Annotated in this window: 23 protein-coding genes; 9 read left to right on the plus strand and 14 right to left on the minus strand. The window is 66.9% G+C overall.

Annotated features, from left to right (window positions below; translation table 11 throughout):
- Nucleotides 1-4: 4 nt before the first annotated feature.
- Nucleotides 5-685 carry a class I SAM-dependent methyltransferase gene (locus AC1D1G_RS04470; RefSeq protein ID WP_283353058.1) on the minus strand — a complete coding sequence of 227 codons (681 nt, stop codon included), beginning with the start codon at nt 683-685 and terminating at the stop codon, nt 5-7.
- A gap of 321 nt (nt 686-1,006) precedes the next feature.
- Between AC1D1G_RS04470 and AC1D1G_RS04475 the strand changes: the two genes are divergently transcribed.
- Nucleotides 1,007-2,353, plus strand: a complete 1,347-nt coding sequence (locus tag AC1D1G_RS04475; protein WP_477951348.1) for an MFS transporter — start codon at nt 1,007-1,009, stop codon at nt 2,351-2,353.
- Here AC1D1G_RS04475 and AC1D1G_RS04480 read toward each other — a convergent pair.
- Entirely contained in the window at nt 2,299-2,919 is a 621-nt protein-coding gene (locus tag AC1D1G_RS04480; protein ID WP_283335757.1) for a TetR/AcrR family transcriptional regulator, read from the minus strand. The genes AC1D1G_RS04475 and AC1D1G_RS04480 overlap by 55 nt on opposite strands.
- Nucleotides 2,920-3,038: 119 nt before the next feature.
- On the opposite strand from AC1D1G_RS04480, the gene AC1D1G_RS04485 reads away from it, so the two are divergent.
- From AC1D1G_RS04485 to AC1D1G_RS04505, 5 genes are read left to right on the plus strand one after another with little or no spacing between them, the layout of a single operon-like run.
- Nucleotides 3,039-4,589, plus strand: a complete 1,551-nt coding sequence (locus AC1D1G_RS04485; RefSeq protein WP_477951349.1) for an acyl-CoA synthetase — start codon at nt 3,039-3,041, stop codon at nt 4,587-4,589.
- Between the two features lie 14 nt (nt 4,590-4,603).
- Nucleotides 4,604-5,788, plus strand: coding sequence for an acyl-CoA dehydrogenase family protein (locus AC1D1G_RS04490; protein WP_477951350.1), 1,185 nt, complete (start codon nt 4,604-4,606; stop codon nt 5,786-5,788).
- A complete protein-coding gene (locus AC1D1G_RS04495) occupies nt 5,785-6,123 on the plus strand; it encodes a YidH family protein (RefSeq protein ID WP_283353053.1) in 339 nt (112 codons plus the stop codon). The genes AC1D1G_RS04490 and AC1D1G_RS04495 overlap by 4 nt, the downstream gene beginning before the upstream one ends.
- On the plus strand, nt 6,120-6,428 hold the full coding sequence (locus tag AC1D1G_RS04500) for a DUF202 domain-containing protein (protein ID WP_283353052.1): 309 nt from the start codon (nt 6,120-6,122) through the stop codon (nt 6,426-6,428). The genes AC1D1G_RS04495 and AC1D1G_RS04500 overlap by 4 nt, the downstream gene beginning before the upstream one ends.
- A gap of 49 nt (nt 6,429-6,477) precedes the next feature.
- Entirely contained in the window at nt 6,478-7,665 is a 1,188-nt protein-coding gene (locus AC1D1G_RS04505) for a serine hydrolase domain-containing protein (RefSeq protein WP_283335752.1), read from the plus strand.
- Nucleotides 7,666-7,747: 82 nt separating this feature from the next.
- On the opposite strand, the gene AC1D1G_RS04510 is transcribed toward AC1D1G_RS04505, so the two are convergent.
- The 12 genes from AC1D1G_RS04510 to AC1D1G_RS04565 all read right to left on the minus strand — a co-directional run bounded on the left by AC1D1G_RS04510 (nt 7,748) and on the right by AC1D1G_RS04565 (nt 17,807).
- Nucleotides 7,748-8,206 (minus strand): nitroreductase family deazaflavin-dependent oxidoreductase, encoded by a 459-nt coding sequence (locus AC1D1G_RS04510; RefSeq protein ID WP_477951351.1) that lies wholly within the window; start codon nt 8,204-8,206, stop codon nt 7,748-7,750.
- Nucleotides 8,207-8,377: 171 nt separating this feature from the next.
- The gene (locus AC1D1G_RS04515; RefSeq protein WP_477951352.1) at nt 8,378-9,220 is read right to left on the minus strand and encodes a metallophosphoesterase family protein; all 843 of its coding nucleotides are present in this window, start codon (nt 9,218-9,220) and stop codon (nt 8,378-8,380) included.
- Between the two features lie 32 nt (nt 9,221-9,252).
- Entirely contained in the window at nt 9,253-10,146 is an 894-nt protein-coding gene (locus AC1D1G_RS04520) for a carbohydrate ABC transporter permease (protein ID WP_418340509.1), read from the minus strand.
- A gap of 8 nt (nt 10,147-10,154) precedes the next feature.
- Nucleotides 10,155-11,108, minus strand: coding sequence for a carbohydrate ABC transporter permease (locus AC1D1G_RS04525; RefSeq protein ID WP_283335747.1), 954 nt, complete (start codon nt 11,106-11,108; stop codon nt 10,155-10,157).
- On the minus strand, nt 11,108-11,971 hold the full coding sequence (locus tag AC1D1G_RS04530; RefSeq protein ID WP_477951353.1) for a phosphodiesterase: 864 nt from the start codon (nt 11,969-11,971) through the stop codon (nt 11,108-11,110). Before AC1D1G_RS04530 ends, AC1D1G_RS04525 begins: the two co-directional genes overlap by 1 nt.
- Before the next feature lie 25 nt (nt 11,972-11,996).
- Complete coding sequence (locus tag AC1D1G_RS04535) at nt 11,997-12,746, minus strand: tyrosine-protein phosphatase (protein ID WP_477951354.1); 750 nt, start codon at nt 12,744-12,746, stop codon at nt 11,997-11,999.
- Nucleotides 12,747-12,776: 30 nt separating this feature from the next.
- A complete protein-coding gene (locus tag AC1D1G_RS04540) occupies nt 12,777-14,135 on the minus strand; it encodes an ABC transporter substrate-binding protein (protein ID WP_477951355.1) in 1,359 nt (452 codons plus the stop codon).
- A complete protein-coding gene (locus AC1D1G_RS04545; protein WP_283335743.1) occupies nt 14,135-15,304 on the minus strand; it encodes an ABC transporter ATP-binding protein in 1,170 nt (389 codons plus the stop codon). The genes AC1D1G_RS04540 and AC1D1G_RS04545 overlap by 1 nt, the downstream gene beginning before the upstream one ends.
- A gap of 148 nt (nt 15,305-15,452) precedes the next feature.
- The gene (locus tag AC1D1G_RS04550; protein WP_317570893.1) at nt 15,453-16,322 is read right to left on the minus strand and encodes a MurR/RpiR family transcriptional regulator; all 870 of its coding nucleotides are present in this window, start codon (nt 16,320-16,322) and stop codon (nt 15,453-15,455) included.
- A gap of 121 nt (nt 16,323-16,443) precedes the next feature.
- On the minus strand, nt 16,444-16,749 hold the full coding sequence (locus AC1D1G_RS04555) for a hypothetical protein (RefSeq protein WP_477951356.1): 306 nt from the start codon (nt 16,747-16,749) through the stop codon (nt 16,444-16,446).
- Between the two features lie 119 nt (nt 16,750-16,868).
- Nucleotides 16,869-17,093 carry an anti-sigma factor family protein gene (locus AC1D1G_RS04560; RefSeq protein ID WP_280782878.1) on the minus strand — a complete coding sequence of 75 codons (225 nt, stop codon included), beginning with the start codon at nt 17,091-17,093 and terminating at the stop codon, nt 16,869-16,871.
- A gap of 12 nt (nt 17,094-17,105) precedes the next feature.
- Nucleotides 17,106-17,807, minus strand: coding sequence for an RNA polymerase sigma factor (locus tag AC1D1G_RS04565; protein ID WP_477951357.1), 702 nt, complete (start codon nt 17,805-17,807; stop codon nt 17,106-17,108).
- A gap of 200 nt (nt 17,808-18,007) precedes the next feature.
- Here AC1D1G_RS04565 and AC1D1G_RS04570 point away from each other — a divergent pair, with 200 nt between their 5' ends.
- The 3 genes from AC1D1G_RS04570 to AC1D1G_RS04580 all read left to right on the plus strand — a co-directional run bounded on the left by AC1D1G_RS04570 (nt 18,008) and on the right by AC1D1G_RS04580 (nt 19,106).
- Nucleotides 18,008-18,175, plus strand: a complete 168-nt coding sequence (locus AC1D1G_RS04570) for a hypothetical protein (RefSeq protein ID WP_477951358.1) — start codon at nt 18,008-18,010, stop codon at nt 18,173-18,175.
- A 63-nt stretch (nt 18,176-18,238) separates the two neighbouring features.
- Entirely contained in the window at nt 18,239-18,679 is a 441-nt protein-coding gene (locus tag AC1D1G_RS04575; protein WP_477951359.1) for a helix-turn-helix transcriptional regulator, read from the plus strand.
- Between the two features lie 13 nt (nt 18,680-18,692).
- Nucleotides 18,693-19,106, plus strand: coding sequence for a VOC family protein (locus AC1D1G_RS04580; protein WP_005260756.1), 414 nt, complete (start codon nt 18,693-18,695; stop codon nt 19,104-19,106).
- Nucleotides 19,107-19,149: the final 43 nt, after the last annotated feature.

Consider the following 19,149-nt stretch of genomic DNA (forward strand, 5'->3'; position numbering starts at 1 on the left):
AGGTTCACGCGGGCCGACGACCGGAAATCATGACGAGTGGCATCTCGGTGATGCGGGAGACGTGCTCGTCGACGAGATCGAGTCGGCTCGCGAGGTCACGCGCCTCGTCGAGGCTGATGGAGCGACCGGCGATCCAGGTGTGGAAGATCGCGAGATTGATGCTGCCGAGGACGCGCGGCGCCTTGTAGTTCTCCACGAACTTTTCGGCGTCCTCGAAACTCGTACTGCGGTCCGCATCGGTGATCAGCAGGGGGCCACCCGGTTTGAGGACGCGCACGCACTCGGCGAGTCCGGCCTCGCGCGACGACCAGTGCTTGATGGAGCCGTAGCTGATCACACCGTCGAAGGTCTGGTCGGGGAAGTCGAGCCGCGTGGCGTCGCCGACGTCGAACCGGACCCGGTCGCCGTAGTGACGCATGCGTTTGGTGGCGCGCTTGATCTGGGCTTCCGACAGATCGAGGCCGAGAATGTGCACGTCGGGGCGCTGGTCGGCGATGTAGTTCGTGAACAGTGCCCCGCCCGATCCGACATCCAGAATGCGGGCGTTCGATGCGAGATGCGGCAGAAAGTACTCGTCGATGACGTGGCGTGAGCGGTAGACGGCCGGGGCCACGATGGTCTCGTACATCCAGGCGTGCGCCGGCGTGTAGATCGCGGTGATGGGGTCGAACGGTGCCATCGGCATGGTCGCGCTCCTCGTTGATATCCCGGTTCCCACGGCCTCGAACCCGCGCAGGTCGACTTCCCGTTGTCGATTCGAGATTAACGGGTGTGCGGTCGGTTTTTGCACGATCACCGGGTGCGTGAGGAGGCTGATCAGTGGTGATCACGGGGTCGGTCCCGGTGCAGTCCTCTCCTGCGAGCGTGAATCCGGAAAACGCGTCACTATTTCGGACCTCAAAAAGCCAAACATAGACACAGCGTCCATTTATGGATACTGTCGCCAGCATTGGCTCCTGTGATGCGGACCACAYGCATCGCAGGGTGACTCGTCGAGAGGACGCAGATGGCACTGGACGTTTCCACCTCGCGCACGCTGACGGCCGGCCGGCGGACCCGGGGGAAGAACCTGAGTCTGCTCACGGCCTCGACCGCGATGGACAACGCCGAGAACAGCATCACCACGGTGTTGTTCCCACTGATGCGAGAGGCGTTGGGGCTCTCGTCGTCGGCGCTCGGCGTCATCGTGGCGGTGTCCAAGGCGGTGGGCATCTTCGCCGCGGTTCCGTGGGTGTTCCTGGCCAAACGGTTCTCGCGCCGGGCCGTGCTTGCGACGTGCTCGGGCTTCTGGGGGGTGTGGGTGATCCTGGCGGGCCTGTCGAGCAGTTTCACCCAGTTCGTCATCCTGTACGGCATCGCGGCTGCGGGCTTCGCGGGCGCCGGGCCCATCGCTCTCGAGATCATGGGCGATCTCTACGACGACAGACGGCGCGGCCGGGCCACCGGGATGCTGTACGGCGGCGTCGCCATCATCACCGGCGTGAGCGCCCCGCTGTTCGGTCAGCTGTCGGGGTTCGACGACGGCTGGCGGTACGGCTACGTCCTCTCCGGCTGCATGTGCATTCTGATCGGTGTTCTCGTCGTCGTGTTTCTCGACGACACACGCCCCGGCGGGGGCGAGAACAGGGCCGGCGACGCGGCGGTGAAAGCGGAGGAGAAGGCTCAGAACGTCGTCGCCGGTGTGCGGGAGCTGCTGCGCATCAAAACCTTCCGTTACATCCTGGTGCAACGGCTGTTCTCGGGGCAGAACGTGATCATGAGTTTCGGCGTCGTGTTCCTGGTGGAGGAGCGGGGATTCTCGACGGCCACCGCAGCGATCGTCGCTACGCCGTTCGCGATCGGGTACCTGCTCGGAACCGTGGTCGGCGGCCGCCTCAACGACGCCGTGCACCGCCGGTGGCCCGCGAGTGGGCGGGTGATGATGCTGCAGGCCAGTCAGTTGGCCTTCGCGGCAGCGGTATTCGTCGAGCTGCAGATGCCGACGTCGTCGATCGGATTCTTCGTCGCGATCTTCGCGGTGGTCGGGTTCCTGCAAGGGCAGGTACCGGTGGTCAACCGTCCACTGATCATGGCGGTGGTGCGCCCGGAACAACGGGCCCTGGCCTTCGCGGTGTCACTGTCGACGGTGGAGGCGCTCGCGTACGCGGGATATGCGCTGCTGGTCGGCTATCTGGGCGATGCGATCGGGTTGCAGGGAGCGCTCCTGCTCGTGACCGTGGCGCTCACCGTCGTCAACGGGCTGTGTTCCGGTCTGCTGTACCGGCCGTACGCACGGGACAGCGCCGCGGTGCGCGACTCTCAGGTGGTGTCGTCGTCCGACGAGGGTGAGCCGTCGAAGCCGGATGCCCAGTAGCGCCCGCGCAGCGACAGCTCCAGCAACATTTCGGTGACGGCTTCCGGGGTGAGCGGTGGTGGATCGGATTCGAGCCACCACTGCAGCACGGCCACCTGCTCGCCCACCCACGCCCGCGACAGCACTTCCATGTCGATGCGGGGTGTGACCCCGTTGGCGGCGGATCGGGCCGAGAAGATCTGGGCGGCAAGGGCGGTGCGTTCGTCGACGAATCGGCGCAGTGCGCGCCCGTCGCCCTCGCCGCGCAGTACGACGCGGTAGGCGTCGCGTTCCTCGGCGGCGTGCCGGAACATTTCGAGCACCGGTTTGCCGGTGAACCCCACCGAGGAGTCGGACACGAGGGGCCGCAACCGCTCCTTCAGGTCCTCGCCGAGGTCGGCGACGATCTGGCCGAGCAGTTCGTCCTTGTCCGTGTAGTGCGTGTAGAACGTCGCGCGGCCGACGTCGGCACGTTCGGTGACGTCTTCCACGGTGACTGCGGAATATCCCCGTTCGAGCGCGAGCGAGACGAGTGCGTCGCGCAGCAGTCGCTTGGTGCGGCGCACACGCCGGTCTTCGGTGGCCACGGTGACTTCCGCCCTTCGTCTCACGCCTGCAGTTCCGTCAGCATAGTGCACCCTTGACATCGCGCCCGATGCTGGACACTATGTCCAATAACGATCAACACGTCGATCTTGGAGACTGCATGAATCTCGGTACCTACCTCACCCGGAGTGCGAAATTCCGGCCGGACAGCGAGGCCGTGGTGTGCGGCGACAGTCGCCTGACCTACCGGGAACTCGACGACTCGACCAACCGTCTCGCCTCCGCGCTGATGCGCACCGGCCTCGGAATCGGCGACGCGGTGGCCACTTTCGCCGGCAACTGCGGAGAACTCGTCGTGACCGAGATGGCCGTGTGCAAGGCCGGATTCGTGCGCGTGCCCGTCAACGCGCGCCTGGGAGCGGACGAACTCGGCCACGTCCTGCGCGACGCGAACGTCACGACGCTGTTCGTCGACGCCGCGCACGCCGACGTCGCGTTGAAGGTCGTCGCAGATCTGGGCCTCGACATCGCCGTCTACGACTACGGGAACAGCGCACCCGGCGCGGACCGATACGCCGATCTCCTCGCCGACGGACTCGGCGATCCCGTCGCCGCCGACCTCCCCGAAGACGCGCCCGCCGTCCTCAACTACACCTCCGGATCCACCGGAAAACTCAAGGCCGCCGTGCAGACCTACGGAAACCGACTCGCCAACATGCGCAAACGCTTGATGAGCCCGACGGGCGCGCCCACCGAGACGGACCGGTACCTGGCCCCGGGACCGATCACCCACGCCTCCGGGATGATGATGCTCGGCGTGCTCGCCCGCGGCGGCGCGGTCGTCGTCCTGCCTGCCTTCGACACCGAGTTGTTCCTCCGCACCATCGAGAAGGAACGCATCACCACCACCTTCGTCGTTCCGACGATGCTCAACATGCTGATGGACCATCCCGCCGCGAACGACGTCGACCTGTCGAGCCTGCGGTGCGTCGGCGTGGGCGGCGCCCCGGTCTCACCGCAACGGCTACGCGACGCCGTCGCGATGTTCGGCCCCGTCATCATGCAGGGATACGGTCTCGGGGAAACCACGAGTGGTATCACCGTGCTCACCTGCGACGACGTCGTGCGAGGGGTCGAATCCGATCCGGAACTGCTGATGTCCTGCGGGCGACCGGTATTCGACACCGAGGTTCGCGTGGAGGACGACGCAGGCAACGAACTGCCGGCCGGCGGGATCGGCGAGATCGTCGCGCGCGGCCCCGACTGTGTGCGCGAGTACTGGCACGAACCGGATCTCAGCGCCGAGACGTTCGTCGACGGCTGGGTGCACACCGGGGATGTCGGGTACTTCCGCCACGACGGATACCTGTTCATCGTCGACCGCAAGAAGGACATGATCATCTCGGGCGGCTTCAACATCTACTGCAGCGAGGTGGAAGCCGCGCTGTACGAGCACCCGGCCGTCTCCGGTGCGTGCGTCGTCGGTGTCCCCGACGAGAAGTGGGGCGAGGCAGTCAAAGCCGTCGTCGTCACGCGGACCCCGGTCACCGAGGACGAGCTGATCGAGCACTGCGCCGAACGCCTCGCGCGCATGAAGAAACCCCGCTCGATCGACTTCGTCGACAGCCTCCCCGTCAACCGCAACGGCAAGATCGACCGCAAGTCGGTGCGCGAATCCTACTGGGCGCAGGCCGCCCGCCACGTCAACTGAGAGCGGAGCCGTCGATGACCTTCACCCTGAACCCCACCCACGACCACAACCCTCGCCTGCACGACCTCGTCGCCCGGCTGCGTGACTACCTGGACGGCGAACTCGCCGACTACGAACGCGAACTCGGCCTCACCTCCGAGAGCGTGTACACCCGCGAGACGCTCGAACCGGTGTGGCGACGCAGCCGCGAACTCGGCTTCTACGGTGTCAGCCTGCCCGCGGACCTCGGCGGCGCGGGACTGTCGTTCACCGAACTCGCAGCCCTGAAGGAAGAAGTGGGCGCCTCACCGCGGGTGCTGTCGACCTCGGTACTCGGCGACATGGGCGGACCGCTGCGGGTGGGCAGCATCTTCCAGTACGCCACCGAGTACCAGATCGAGAAGTACCTGCTCCCCGTCACGCGCGGCGAACGCGCGTGCTGCTTCTCGCTCACGGAGAACGACGCCGGCTCCGACGTGCGCGGCATGCTCACCACCGCCACCCCGGACGGTGACGGGTGGCGCCTGACCGGTCACAAGGTGTTCTCCACCGCCGGGCCGTTCGCGGACTTCTCCATCCTCATCGCCAAGATGACAGACGACGGCGACGACGGCCCGCGCTACTCCGCGTTCCTCGTCGACCTGGACACCCCGGGATGCACGGTGCAGCAGGGCGAGACCCCGATGTCGGGCCAGCACATCGAGGCCGACATCGTTCTCGACGACTGCTACGTCGGACCGGAACAGTTGCTCGGAGAAGTGGGGCAGGGGCTGAAGATCGGGCTCGGACGGGTCACGGTCAACCGGCTCCTGCACTGCCCGACGGCGCTGGGCGGTGCACGCCGAGCCCTGGAGTTGTCCCTCGACTACGCCCGCACCAGGCAGGTGCAGGGCGCGCCGCTCGGCATGCTGCAGAGCATCCAGCACCGCCTCGCGGACATGGCCACCGACTTCTACGCGGCCCGGTCGATGACCTACGACGCACTCGCCGCGCTCGACCGGGGCGAGCGGCCGCGGACCGAGGCCTTCATGTGCAAGCTGTTCGTGGCGGAGAAGGCGTTCGCGATCGCCGACGCCGCCGTGCAGATCCACGGCAAGTCGGGCGTCGTCCGCGGCAGCGAGGTGGAATCGCTGTTCCAGCGTCTGCGGATGTTCCGGATCCTCACCGGGTCCTCCGAGATCCAGAAGAACGGCATCGCCCGATTCCTCCTGCTCCCGTGAGCGCCGACACGGAGACGGAGCCCGACTACCGGTTCACGCTCGCCAACGAGCGGACCTTCCTGGCCTGGATCCGTACCGCGCTCGCTCTGCTCGCGGGCGGGGTCGCGGTCAGCCAGTTCCCCCTCCCGCGTGGCGGGTCCGCGCTCCACGACACCCTGGGTGCGGTCTGCATCCTGCTGGCCGCCCTCGTCGCGGTCGGTGCGCTGCTGCGATGGCGGTCGGTGCAGTCCGCGATGCGCCGCGGCGTCCCGCTGCCGGCATCACGTCTGGCTCCGGCCGTGGTCGGCGGCGTGTGTCTCGCCGCCGCGCTCGGCGTCGTCTGGGCGGCGACGTGACCGCGCCGGCACCGGCGCTGCAGGCCGAACGCACGGTGCTGGCGTGGCGCCGCACGCTACCGGCGGTCTGCCTGTGCCTCGCCGCACTCGTGCGCGCCGCGCTCGTGCACCCGCACATCGCCCACGTCGGTGCGGTGGCCGGAGTATGCGTCGCTGCCGCGTCGGTGGTCGCAGGCGCGGTGACGCGGCACCGCCGATACCGTCGGCGCCCCGAGGACCCCCGCCCGCTCGGTCTTCTGATACCCGCCGCCGTCAGCCTCGGCGTTCTCGCGACGGCCGGCGCCGCCCTCGCCGCACTGGCCTGAAACTCGATGTTCCCCGGCCCGTATCCCGATCCGACAGAGGAGATCCCCTGTGCCGCAATTGCCACTCGCAGAACTGAAATGGACGCTCGGGTTCACCGACCCGGCGCAGGTCCGGCGGCAGGCGACGGCCGTCGGCGAGACCGGCCCCACGCGTCGAGTCTGGCGCGGCGACGGTCCGCGCCGGGAACTGCCGGAGCGATTGCAGGACCTCTCACGGCTCGCCGTGGAGACCGGAGGCGGAGGAGCGAGCACCCTGTACCAGCTCCTCGTCGACTCGCATTCGGACGGGATGATCGTGCTGCACCGCGGCGCGGTCGTCTACGAGCAGTACCTGCACGGCCTCCGCCGTCAGGACCTGCACCTGACCGCGTCGATGGCCAAGGCGTTCATCGGCCTGCTCGCCGGGATGCTCGAGGACCGGGGACTGTTCACGCGGGACGATCAGGTCTCCACATACGTTCCAGAGTTGGCGGGAACGGCGTTCGGTGACGCCACCATTCGTCATCTGCTCGACATGACGACACAGGTGGCCTACGGGGGACGAAAGTTCCATCGTGAGGTCGAGGCACACCGGTGGTGGGCAGTCGTGGCCCCCGGGATGCGGCCCGACGGATACGACGGGCCGACGACCCTGCTCGACCGATTGAAAACGGCCCGCGCGACCGGCCCGTACGGCGAGGTCTTCCACTACGAGAACGGCAGCTGCGAGGCGATGGGCGCCCTGATCAGCCGCGTCACCGGCGCGACCGTCTCGGACCTGATGAGCGAGTTGATCTGGTCGAAGATCGGAGCCGACGAGGACGCCCGGTACATCCTCGACGCCGCCGGCGTCGAAACCGCCTGCGGAGGCTACGCGGCCACCCTCCGGGACATCGCCAAGGTGGGGGAGATGCTTCGCTGCGGCGGCGCTCTCGGCGACCGGCAGATCGTGCCGGAGTCGGTGGTGCGTGCGATCAGCACCGTCAACGAGGGAGCCACCGCTTCGGTGCGGTTGCCGCGAGCATCGGCGAATTCGCCTGCCACGATGAGCTACCGGGACTACTGGTGGATCCTCAACGACCCGTTCGACTCCTTCATGGCGAGTGGAATCCACGGCCAGCGGTTGTTCGTCTCCCGCGAACTCGACCTCGTCGTCGCACATTTCGGATCGCAGATCATCTCACCGTGCGTGGCGACACCACCGTTCCCGGCGGTGTTCACCCGGATCGGGTCGGAGGTGTCGATGGTGGGTGTCTGATGTCGCGTCGAGCGCCTGCGAGGACGTCCTCCACAACTCCCGCTGACGGATCGCTCACCTGACGGACGCGCAGCGGGGCAATTTACCGCGCGGTGAGTCGGATGACGGGGTATTCCCGGTCGGATTTGCTCTGGTACTTCGCGATACGGGGCTGGGCGGCGGCGATGCGCTGCCAGGCCTGCTCACGCTCGGCTCCGTCGAGCTGCTGCGGAATCACCGGCGTGGCGTCGTGGCCGGGCAATTCGATCGACGCCTTGTCGGGGTGCGCCATCAGATTGGCGTGCCAGTCCGGGTTCTGACTGCCGCCACCCGACGCGACCACCAGCCGGGCATCGTCACCGTCGTCGAACCACGCCACCGGCGATTGCCGCGGCTGTCCGCTGCGACGACCCACGGTGTTCAGGATCAGCACGTCCATGCCCATGAACTGGCCGTGGCCGCGTCGGATCTTGCGGTTCATGCGGGCGTTCATCTTTCGCTGCATCCACCGCGAGAACGCGCCGGGGGTTCCGGGTTTGCGCTTGCCTGGGTTGTTCGTCATCTGCTCTCTCCCATCGGTCACTTCGCCTCGCGACATCCACCACTGAGCCGCCGGCTACGGCTCTCGGCAATGACGCTAGTGCGGCCAGGTGGTCGGCGCTTCTCGATTCCTGATCGGTTCGGTCACCGGTGACGATGATCAAACCGGGATCGCGACTGCCGCCACTCGACGTCAGCCGACTGTGCTGTGTCCGAGTGCGTCGATGGCCGCGGTCACCTCGGGCACGGCGGCAATCGTGACGTCTTCGAGGTCCGGCACGGATCGGTAGCTCGCGCGCACGGCCTCTCCGGTGCAGTCGTACTCGACGATGCCGAGTTGGTGGAGCGGCCCGGGCAGGGATTCGCCCTCGCCGGCCACGAACCCGGTTGACGGCGCCCAGACCTCGCGCACCCCGTCGCGGACGGTCTGCCGGTAGCAGTGCAGGTGCCCACTGCCGACGGCGGCGAGTGACATCTTCCCGAGAGCTGTGAGCAACCGGGTACGGGATTCCCCGATGTCGACGGCGTGCCCGACCGGCTCGTCCAGCGCAGTCCAGATCGGCTTGTGCAGGAATACGATCACCCGCTGCGAGTCGGGGACGTCCGCGGCCACGTCTTCGATCCAGGCCCACTGCGCGGTTTCCCGGTCGAGACCTGAACCGAAGAGCTCGCTGTTCAGTCCGAGCACCGTCCAGTCGTCGACGTCGTGGCGCCAGTGATCGGGACCCCACACCTCCTCGAAGGCGGCGATCCGCTCATCGGTCACGCCGATTCCCTTCCACGGCGCAGAGCCCGGCTCACCGATGTCGTGGTTGCCGGGCACGGCGAGCACCGGAGCGGCGAACCGCTGCATCAGTTCGTGGGCGTGCGCACGGTCGTCCGCATCATCGGGGTGGATGATCACGATGTCGCCGGAGTGCACGATCAGATCTGGACGGACCTGATGGTTCACGTAGTCGACGACGCGTTCGAAGTTCTGCTGTGTGCGCCCGCCGCGGGCGGACAGGTGCGTGTCGCTGATCTGGACGATCTTCATCGACGTTCCTTCGGGTTGTGTTCGGCTGACGGTCATTTGAGGCCAGAGCGGACGAATGCGTCGCGCACGTAGCGCTGGAGGAACAGGTAGATCAGGAAGATGGGGAGGCAGGCGAGGCCGGACGCGGCCATCACAGCGCCCCAGTTGTTGCCTTCCGCGCCGAGGAAACCGCGAATTCCGATCTGGACGACCGCATTCGACTGGCGCATGATCAGTGACGGCCACAGGTACTCGTTCCATGCCGAGATGAACAACATGATACCCAGTGCAGCGAGTGCCGGTCTCATGTTGGGCAGCAACACCTTCCACAGGGTGGCCCACGAGTTCTGGCCATCGATCTGGGAGGCATCGAGCAACTCTCGCGGAAACGCCTCCATGTGCTGGCGCATCAGCAGAACACCGAACGCCGAACACAGATTCGGGATCACGATCCCGGCAACGGTATTCAGCAGACCCATCTGTGAGATGAGAAGGTAGTTCGGAATCATGGTGACCTGGAACGGCACCAGCCACGATCCCACGAACAGCAGAAACAACACCTGCTTCCCGAAGAAGGACCACCGCGCGAACGCGTAGGCGGCCAGGATCGCAACCAGAAGCTGGCTGACGGACATCGCCAACGCCATGACGAACGTGTTGACGAGCATCGACGCCATCGGAATGGTCTCCCACACGTAGCGGAAGTTGTCCAGACTGAACGGAGACGGCACGGGGCTGACGGACAGGGAGTCCTCGGGACGGCGGAACGCGGTGGCGAACATCCAGTACACCGGGAAGATACTGAACACAGTGACGGCAGCGAGAACCACGTGCCCGGTCGCCACCCGGCTGCGGGAACGAATGGCGCCCGGGGCGTCGCCGGGATCGCGGGTCGGGGCAGCGGCGGTGGACGATCGGGCCGGCGCATCGACGAGTGCAAATGCCATGGGGTGTCCTAGTTGTCGTAGAAGCTCAGCCGGTCCGACACACGAACGAACACGACTGCGATCAATCCGAAGCCCAGGAAGAACAGGGTTCCCGCAGCAGCCGACAGTCCTGCGTCGAAATTCTGGAATCCGAACTGGTAGAGCAGGTAGTAGATGTTGGTGGAGGCACCGCTCGGACCTCCCTGCGTGACGATGTCGATGATCGGGTACGCCCACTGCGCCCCCAGAAGAATCGTCATGAGGCCGAGGAACACGAGCGTCGGGGACAGCAGCGGCAGGGTGATCTTGCGGGTGATGGTCGCTTGCGACGCGCCGTCGAGGGCCGCCGCCGACGCGTAGTCGGGATTGATTCCGGCCAGTCCGGCGGAGATGACGAGCACACCGAAGCCGAGCATCTGCCACCCGACGATCAGCACGACACCGAGCATCGCGAGGCCGGGTTCTCGAAAGACGTTGCCCAACTCGAACCCCAGGGTTGCGGCCACCCGGGGAATCGTGCCGCCTTCGGGATTGAACAGCCACCGCCAGATCGCGCTGCCGGCCACCGGGGTGATGAGGAACGGGACGAAGATCAGGGCCTGGTAGAGCGTCTTCCACCGTCCGGCGACCCGGTTCGACAGCAGCGCGACGACCATCGGCAGCAGCAACGAGAACACCATGAACGCGAGGACGTACACAATCGTGTTCCGCAGTGCCTGATGGAGCTCGGGCAGCGACAGTACGCGAACGTAGTTGTCCATTCCCACCGGAACCTTCGGGCTGGTGGGCACCATGTTCCACTTGTAGAACGACAGGCCGATGGTCTCCCCGAGCGGTTTGTAGATCCACACGATCAGCAGAACGACGGCGGGCAGGAGATACAGGTACGGCGCGAGACCCCGCCGCACCCGGCCGGCCCGCGACGGAACCGTCGGTGTCTCGGCGTGGCCGGCGGGAGTAGCGGCTGGAACTTCGACGAACATCAGACGCCGGGCGCCGTGAGCTGCTCGATCGACTGCCGAATATCGTCCGCAGTCATTTCGTACACGGCGGGGGACACGTCGAGGGGGACGACCGTGTGCAGGACACGGTCGCGGTAGACGTGCACCATGTTGAAACCCTGCGCGCCGTCCTGACCGCGGATGCTGCCCTCGTCGACGAGCAGATCCTGGGTGTAGCAGGTGGCCGATGCCACCGACACCGGGATGCCCGCGAACGTGCACGTCGTGGAGTAGTGCAGGTGTCCGGCGAGGATTCCGCGGACGTCGGTGCCCGCGAGCACCGTCTCGAGCCGGTGCTGTTCCTTCAGCTCCACCGACTCGATGGCGTCGAGAAGGCCCGGCACCGGCGGATGGTGCAGGGCGAGCAGGGTGCCGTGCGGTGCCGGTTCGGCCAGGACGTCCGTCAGCCAGGCCAGCTGTTCGTCGCTGATCAGACCGTGGTGGAAACCCGGAACGGTGCTGTCCAGCACGATGATCCGCAATCCGTTGACATCGACGACCGCGTCGACCGAGTCCTGGGTGGGTTCGGTGTCGAGCAGGCCGCTCCGGAAGGCGGGCCGGGCGTCGTGGTTGCCCATCACCCAGATCACCTTCGCGCCGAGGCGCTCCGCGGCGGGCTCGACGATCCGGCGCAGGCGCACGTACGCCTCGGGCTCGCCCCTGTCGGCGAGGTCGCCGGTGAACACGATGGCCTCGGGTCGTCTGCCGGCCTTCTCGAGCCGCTCGAACAGCCGGGAGAGGTTGGCGTCGCTGTCGACCGAATCGTGGAGCAGGGCGCCATCGGTCACGAAGTGGGTGTCGCTCACATGCAGGATGTAATGGTCGGGTTCCCCGTACTGGGACATGAGGTCTCTCCTGTGGAAGTGGGTGTCAGGCGACGAGTGCGCCGCGCAGGTCGTCGAGTTCACGCTCGGTCATGCCGTGGCCGAGGAGGTAGTCGCGGACGCCGCCGTGCGCGGCTGCGATGGAGTCGAGGGTCGTGCGCATCAGCACGGCCGGGCTGGCGCCGACCAGGTGATCGACGTCCACGCCGTCGGGAAGGCTGCGGCCGCGCATCTTCTCGGCCATGCCGAGCGCCCAGTCGCCGGCCAGCAGGACCTCGGACATCGCGTAGTCGGCGACGATGTCCCGTTGATCGACACCCACCGCCGCGAGGGTGAGAGCGACGACCAGCCCGGTGCGATCCTTTCCCGCGGTGCAGTGCACGACGGTCGGGTCATCGCCCGAGGCGGCGATGGCGCGGACGGCGCGGGTCAAACGATGTCCGTAGTTCTCGACCATGTCGCGGTAGACGACCGCGAGGTCGAAGTTCGCACCGTCGAGGTCGATCTCGCCCTCGTACACCGGCAGGTGTTCCACCCGGTGTCCGACGCCGTCGAGTGCGCTCGGACTGTCGTCGAGCTCCTGCTGTTCGCGGAGGTCGATGACGAGAGCGAGTCTCCGCTTCCGGAGCAGGTCGCGGGCCGGCTGGTCGAGCTGGTGAAGCGCGTCCGACCGGAACAGTTTGTTCCACTTGGTGGTCCCCGTATCAGTCGGGAAACCGCCCAGGTCGCGGAAGTTATAGGTGCCGGTCAGATTCAGGCGTCGATGATTCGTCGACGCAGGCAGGGTGCTGGTCATGGTGTCGGTGTCTCGTTCTGTCGGAAGTGGTTACTGAATGAGTTCCTGCACGCGCTGCTGAGCCGCCTGCATGGTGGCGGCCGGATCCTTGCCGTAGTAGACCGCGTCCTCCACCGCCTGGCCGAGGATGTCGTCGGCCTGCACATAACTGTTGCCGGGGTAGGATTTCCAGGCCTCGAGCGTGTCGAGCTGACCGAGATTGGGTGCCAGGAGGGGGTTGTTGTCGGCCCATTCCTTCAGCGATGCCGGATCCTCGGTGAGGGACGGGCGCAGGGGAAGGTAGCCGATCTTGCTGGAGATCTCGGTGTACGCATGGTCGCTCGTCATGAACTTGATGAACTCCCACGACGCGCGCTGCTTCGCCGGATCCTGGGAGAACGTGAACAGAGCGGATCCCGAGTTGGTGGGCACCGCGGCGTGACCCTCGAAGGCGGGCATCGGCGCGGCACGCAGGTCCCAGCCGCCAGTCGCCGCCGACTTCATGAACATCCCCTGCAGAGCCGACGTCTGCAGCTGAATCGCCACGTCGCCCTTCGCGAAACTCTCGTACTGGGTGGTCGAGTCGAGGTTGGCGAGGACGCCGTCGTCGTACATCTGCCGCAACGCGGTCACCGCCGACACCGCACCGGGCTCGCCGAATTCGATGGTCTTGCGGTCTTGTGACAGCACATCGCCGCCTGCCGAGCGGAACAGCGCCTGCATGCACCAGTTGCCGCCCTTGACCGAGCACGACACGGACAGCGCCGGCTTGCCCGTCGCCGCGGTCACGGCTTTGGCGGCAGCCACCACCTTCGGCCACGTCGACAGGTCGGCGTCGGCGGGCAGCCCGGCCTTCGTGAGCGCGGTCGCGTTGTAGAAGAGGGTGGGTGTGGAGAACACGTACGGGATGCCGTACGTTTCGCCGTCCCAGTCGCCGAGGGTTGCGGCCCGCGGGTGGAACGGATGCTCTCCACTGAACGTCGCGTCCACGGCCTCGGCTCCGAACAGTCCGTCGAGCGACTGGGCGCCGAGTTCGTTGACGGCGAAATCGAGAGTGTCGAAGGTCAATTGGGCCACATCGGGGGGCGAGCCGGCGAGCATCTGCGTCTGCACACTACTCGCGGTTCCGGCGCCGGCCGTGCCGCTGCCCTGCGGCGGCTGGGCCTTCACGTGGATGTTCGGGTGCTGCGCCTCGAAGTCGGCGACGAGGCCGTTGATCGTGTCCGACCAGAGCCCGGCCTGCTGGAGGTTGTACGACTCGAAGACGATGTCGACCTGCTGGTCGGGAGACAGTTCCGGGACCGGTGCGCCGGTGCCCGAGGCGCCCGGCGCGGCTCCGCCGGTGGCACAGCCGGTCAGAGCGGCGGCCACGGCCGCCACTACGACGACAGTAAATGTCGGTCTACGCATCACGCTGCTCCTGTTGCGGAAAGTGTTTCGGGAGAGTGGTCCACAGCCGTGGGGGCCGCGGAGTCGGAGTCGGTGAGTTCCGGGACGTCGACCCATTCCAGGCGGCGTCCGGTCGCGCGGTCGAAGAGGTGAACGTGGGCGGGATCCGCGGTCAGGGCGGCGGATCGATGGGCGCGCAGTGCAATCGGTCGCGGTGCGCGCACGCAGACCGTGGCACCCCCGACCTCGCAGTACGCGACCTGCTCGCTGCCGAGATTCTCGACGGACGTGACGTCGACCGACAGCCGTACCCCGGGATGATCCACAGGGTCGGCGACGCGGAGATGCTCCGGCCGGATGCCCAGGACGACGTCGCGGCCGTCGGTCTGTCCACGCCACAGCGGTGCGGTCACGCCCTCGGCGGACGCGACAACAGTGCCGTCGACGGTGCGGACGCGTGCGTCGAGCAGGTTCATCGCGGGACTGCCGAGGAACCCTGCGACGAACACGGACGCCGGCCGGTCGTAGACGTCCTCGGGTGTTCCGACCTGTTCGAGTGCGCCGTTGTTCAGCAGCGCGATCCGCGTCGCCATCGTCATCGCCTCGACCTGATCGTGGGTGACGTACACGAATGTGGCGCGGAGGCGACGATGGAGGTCGGTGAGCTCGCGCCTCGTCGCGGTCCTGAGCTTCGCATCGAGGTTGGACAGCGGCTCGTCCATCAGGAACGCCTTCGGATCACGCACGATCGCGCGCCCGACTGCAACGCGCTGCCGCTGGCCACCGGACAGTTCCTTCGGCTTTCGGTCGAGCAGGTGCGCGATGTCGAGTTGCCGGGCGACGGCATCGACGCGCTCCGCTGCCTCCGACTTGCGCATCTTTTTGACACGCAACGGAAACGCGAGGTTCTTCGCGACGCTGAGGTGCGGGTAGAGCGCGTAGCTCTGGAAAACCATCGCGACGTCCCGGCGGCGGGAGGGCGCCGCGGTGATGTCGTCGTCGTCGAGCAGGATCCGTCCGCTGGTCGGCGCGAGCAGCCCCGCGAGCATCCTCAGCAGCGTGGTCTTTCCGCATCCGCTGGGCCCGAGGAGGACCAGGAAGTCGCCGTCCCGGATGTCGAGGTCGATGTTGTCGACGGCGGTGAAATCTGCGAACTTTCGACTCAGATTCTCGATCCGAATCCTGCCCATTGGCCTCTCCCGATGAAATGACGTTACCCAATCTCGACGAGACGGGGAATTTCGTTACATCGGTAGTTAGCCAGGGTCAGGTTAATGGCGGGCAAATGGCGATCCAATCAGCGGTGATGCTTCGCGCAACGGCTGTAGCACGATGCCATCACGGATAGATCAGCGGCACAATCTGTTTGAACGCCTCTGCCGCTGCCTCGGCCGAGTCCCCCCGCGCCCGGCAGACAGCGATCTGCAGGCTGATGAGGAACGCGAGCTGCACTACCGTGGCCGATGCGCCCAGTCCACCCCACGGTCCCGTACCGCCGCCGATGACCAGTCCGATGTCGGATTTCTCCACGAGAGTCGAACGGGCGTAGCTGGTGACGCCGATGACCGTGGCCCCCGCTGCCCGCGCGGCCTCGACCGGACGCAGGGTGACCGAGTTCAACCCGCTGTCGCTCACCGCGAGGCACACGTCACGGGAGGTCAGGCGCCCGGCAGTCAATTGCTGGATCACGGCGTCGGTCGGCGCCTCGGCGTGGCGGCCGTTGAGAATGAACCGCACGGCCACGGCAGCCGCCGACGGTCCCGACGCTCCGTTGCCGACAACGAGCACCCGCTCCGCCTCCGCGAGCGCCGTCACCGCCCGCTCGAACGAGTCTTCGTCGAGCGGTGCCAGGGCGCCGGCGAGATCCGTCGCCAGCTCGGCGAACACAGCCCGCACCAGTCCGGTGCCGTTCTCTTCGTGGGCGGGTGTTCCCCCCGATCCGGTATCGGCCGACCCCAGATCCCGTAGCAGCAACATCCGTAAGTGCTGGAACCCCTTGAAACCCAGATTCTGGCACGCACGAATCACGGTGGCAGTCGATGTCTCTGCGTGTTCCGCGACATCGGCCGCCGACCACCACGCAACATCCTGCGGACGCTCCACGCACACGTCCGCCACCCGACGCTCGCTCGGAGCCAGCTTGGGTGCGACGGCCCGGATGGCTGAGAGGGTGGCTCCTACGGGCGGATCGATCGACGACGCAGTCATGAGCCTTGAATAACACACAGCGGTGAACGAAGGGCGACAGCAGCCCCGCCGATTGCCGACCGGCGGAGGTGCCGAGCCGAGGGTGTGGCGAAAGATGCTGCCCCTCAGTTGGTATGCAAACTCAGTTGATTGGGACGTTCCAGATGATCGCGACCTGATCGGTGGGCATGTTCTCGGCCCGGCGTTCCTGCCGCTGGTCGCGCTGCCGATCGCGGGTCCGATCGTCGTTGCCGCCGGGGATGTCGCGGCCGGTGTCAGGGGCGGCCACTGCGGCGACCGGGTGTTCCGCGGCCGGCACGTCCGCGCCCGCGACGCCGACGGGAAGGACGCCGAATGCGGCTGCAGCCACCACCACGGTCACGATCCGCTTCCGCAGCGAGCCGCGGTGAGTGCGTCGGTCGTCTTGGTGCGAATGTGTGGCGTTCATGGTCTGAATTCCTGTCCGAGTGCCGCGAACCCAACGTTCACGGCTACTCGAACGGTGTCTGCGAGGGCGCGAAACGTTACACCCTGCCGGACATTATTTTTGAAGCGAGTTTCCCGCCGTCAACGCCACTTGCGGAACGCGGCGAGCAGGCGGTCCCGCAACGCCGGATCGAGCTCGTCCGGGGGCAGCGCGCCGAGGGTGTGCACCGTCTGCTCGATCTGCTCGAGATAGGTGGCGCATCCCGGGCATTCGCCCAGATGGGTTTCGAATCGGACCCGGGCATCGGGATCCATGTCATTCTCGAGGTAGGCCGTGACGAGTTCGACGAGGTCCTGGCAGTCCATGTCTTCCATGTCTCACGCTCCCGTTCCAAGATAATCCTCGAGGGCCTGGCGCACGTGCGCGCGACCCCGGTGCAGCAGCACCCGCTGGTTCGCCGGGGTGATCGAGAGCATCGCGGACACTTCCTCGGCGTCGTAGCCGAGGACGTCACGCAGAACGACCACGATCCGCTGGCGGTCGGGTAGGTGCTCGAGTTCGCGGCCGGCGACGTCGAGCACCTCCGCACCGAGGACCGACCCCTCGGGGGTCTCCGGCCAGCTGGTCGGCGGAGTCGCCCAGTGGTGTGGATCGTCCGGGGAGGATGCGGGCAGGAACCGGGACGGGTCCACGGCGGCGCTGCCCGTGTAGGCGGCCAGCGCGGCGTCGACATCGTGCCGGTCCCGCACTCCCCGTTTCTTGGCGATGTTGACGAGTATCCGGAACAACCAGGTACGGAGGGTGGAGCGGCCTTCGAATCTGTCGATGCCCTGGAGGACGGCGATCCAGGTTTCCTGGACGACGTCTTCCGCGACCTCGGCGCTGGCCACGTATCCCCGCGCCACGCGCAGCATCATCGGTGTGTGCAGGTCGACCAGTTCGGCGAACGCCGACTCGTCGCGTGCGCGTAGAGAGTCGACGAGGCAGTGCTCGTGCGAGGTATCGATCTCGGTCATCCGCTCCTCCTCGGTGATCGAGGCGCTCCGGAAGCGTGGCCGCGTGAGGCGGCCGGACGCCATTCAACATTACTGATCTCGGGGGCAGCCGTCGATGACGCTGCCCGATCTCGTGGTGGTAGGGCCGAACGGCCCTGTCTCGGCTTCGCGGTGCGGGGAAGACTCGGTGCGGAGGGGTGGCGGGCCGCGGCGATGCGGTAACGGTCGCGGCGGCCCGGGTGCCCAGACAACGACTGGACCTGGCAATCCAGGGAGGGCGACGCATGGACTTTCGGCGGACTCCGCTGGGGCGGTCGGAGAATTACTGGGAGCAGCTGGGTTCAGTGGAAGCTCGCCACCTGGACGGTGCCGAGCGGGACCGACTGCCGGCCCCGGACGAACAGGTCTCGCTCGTCGACCACTGCCGAGGCGCAACACCCGACCCGGCGTGAGGAGCGTGAGGGCGGGGCGAGTGACGCTAGGCAACTCCGGTTCGACGTGGCACGATCTCGTTTGTGACGAGCAGTACCGCTGAGAACCAGCGCTTACGCGACCTCGCGCTGCTGCGCCGCGTCCGCGACCGGATCGATCGGGAGCACGCGCAGCCGCTGGACGTCGAGTCGCTCGCCCGTGGCGTGAACATGTCGGCCGGGCACCTCAGCCGTCAGTTCCGGCTCGCGTACGGCGAGTCTCCGTATTCGTACCTGATGACGCGGCGCATCGAGCGGGCGATGACGCTGCTGCGTCGTGGTGACCTCAGCGTGACCGAGGTGTGTTTCGCGGTCGGCTGCTCGTCGCTGGGCACCTTCAGCACGCGGTTCACCGAGCTGACCGGGGTCCCGCCCAGCACCTACCGGCGCCAGGAGGCGGACGCGACGGCGGGCATTCCGTCGTGCGTGGCGAAACAGGTCACCAGACCGATCAGGAATCGAGAAGCGCAGGTCGCTGATTCGTAATTATCGTGATCCCATGGACATCACAATTCACCAGACCTACCTCCCGCAGGACGACCCGGACGCCGCGTTGGCCTTCTATCGCGACACTCTCGGCTTCGAGGTCCGCAACGACGTCGGATACAACGGGATGCGCTGGATCACGGTCGGCCCGGCCGACCAGCCCGGCACGTCCATCGTTCTGCATCCGCCGGCCGCCGACCCCGGTATCACCGACGACGAGCGCCGCACCATCACCGAGATGATGGCCAAGGGCACCTACGCAGCCATCAACCTGGCCACCAGGAACCTCGACGGCGTCTTCGAGAAGCTGCAGGCCAGCGACTCCGCGGAGGTCGTTCAGGAGCCGACCGAGCAGCCGTACGGGGTTCGTGACTGCGCCTTCCGCGATCCCGCGGGCAACATGGTTCGTATCCAGGAACTGCGCTGATCGACGCTGACGGAGACCGCGCAGGCGGCTCCGCCCAAGAGAG

This window comes from Rhodococcus sp. P3_B8, assembly GCF_056402775.1.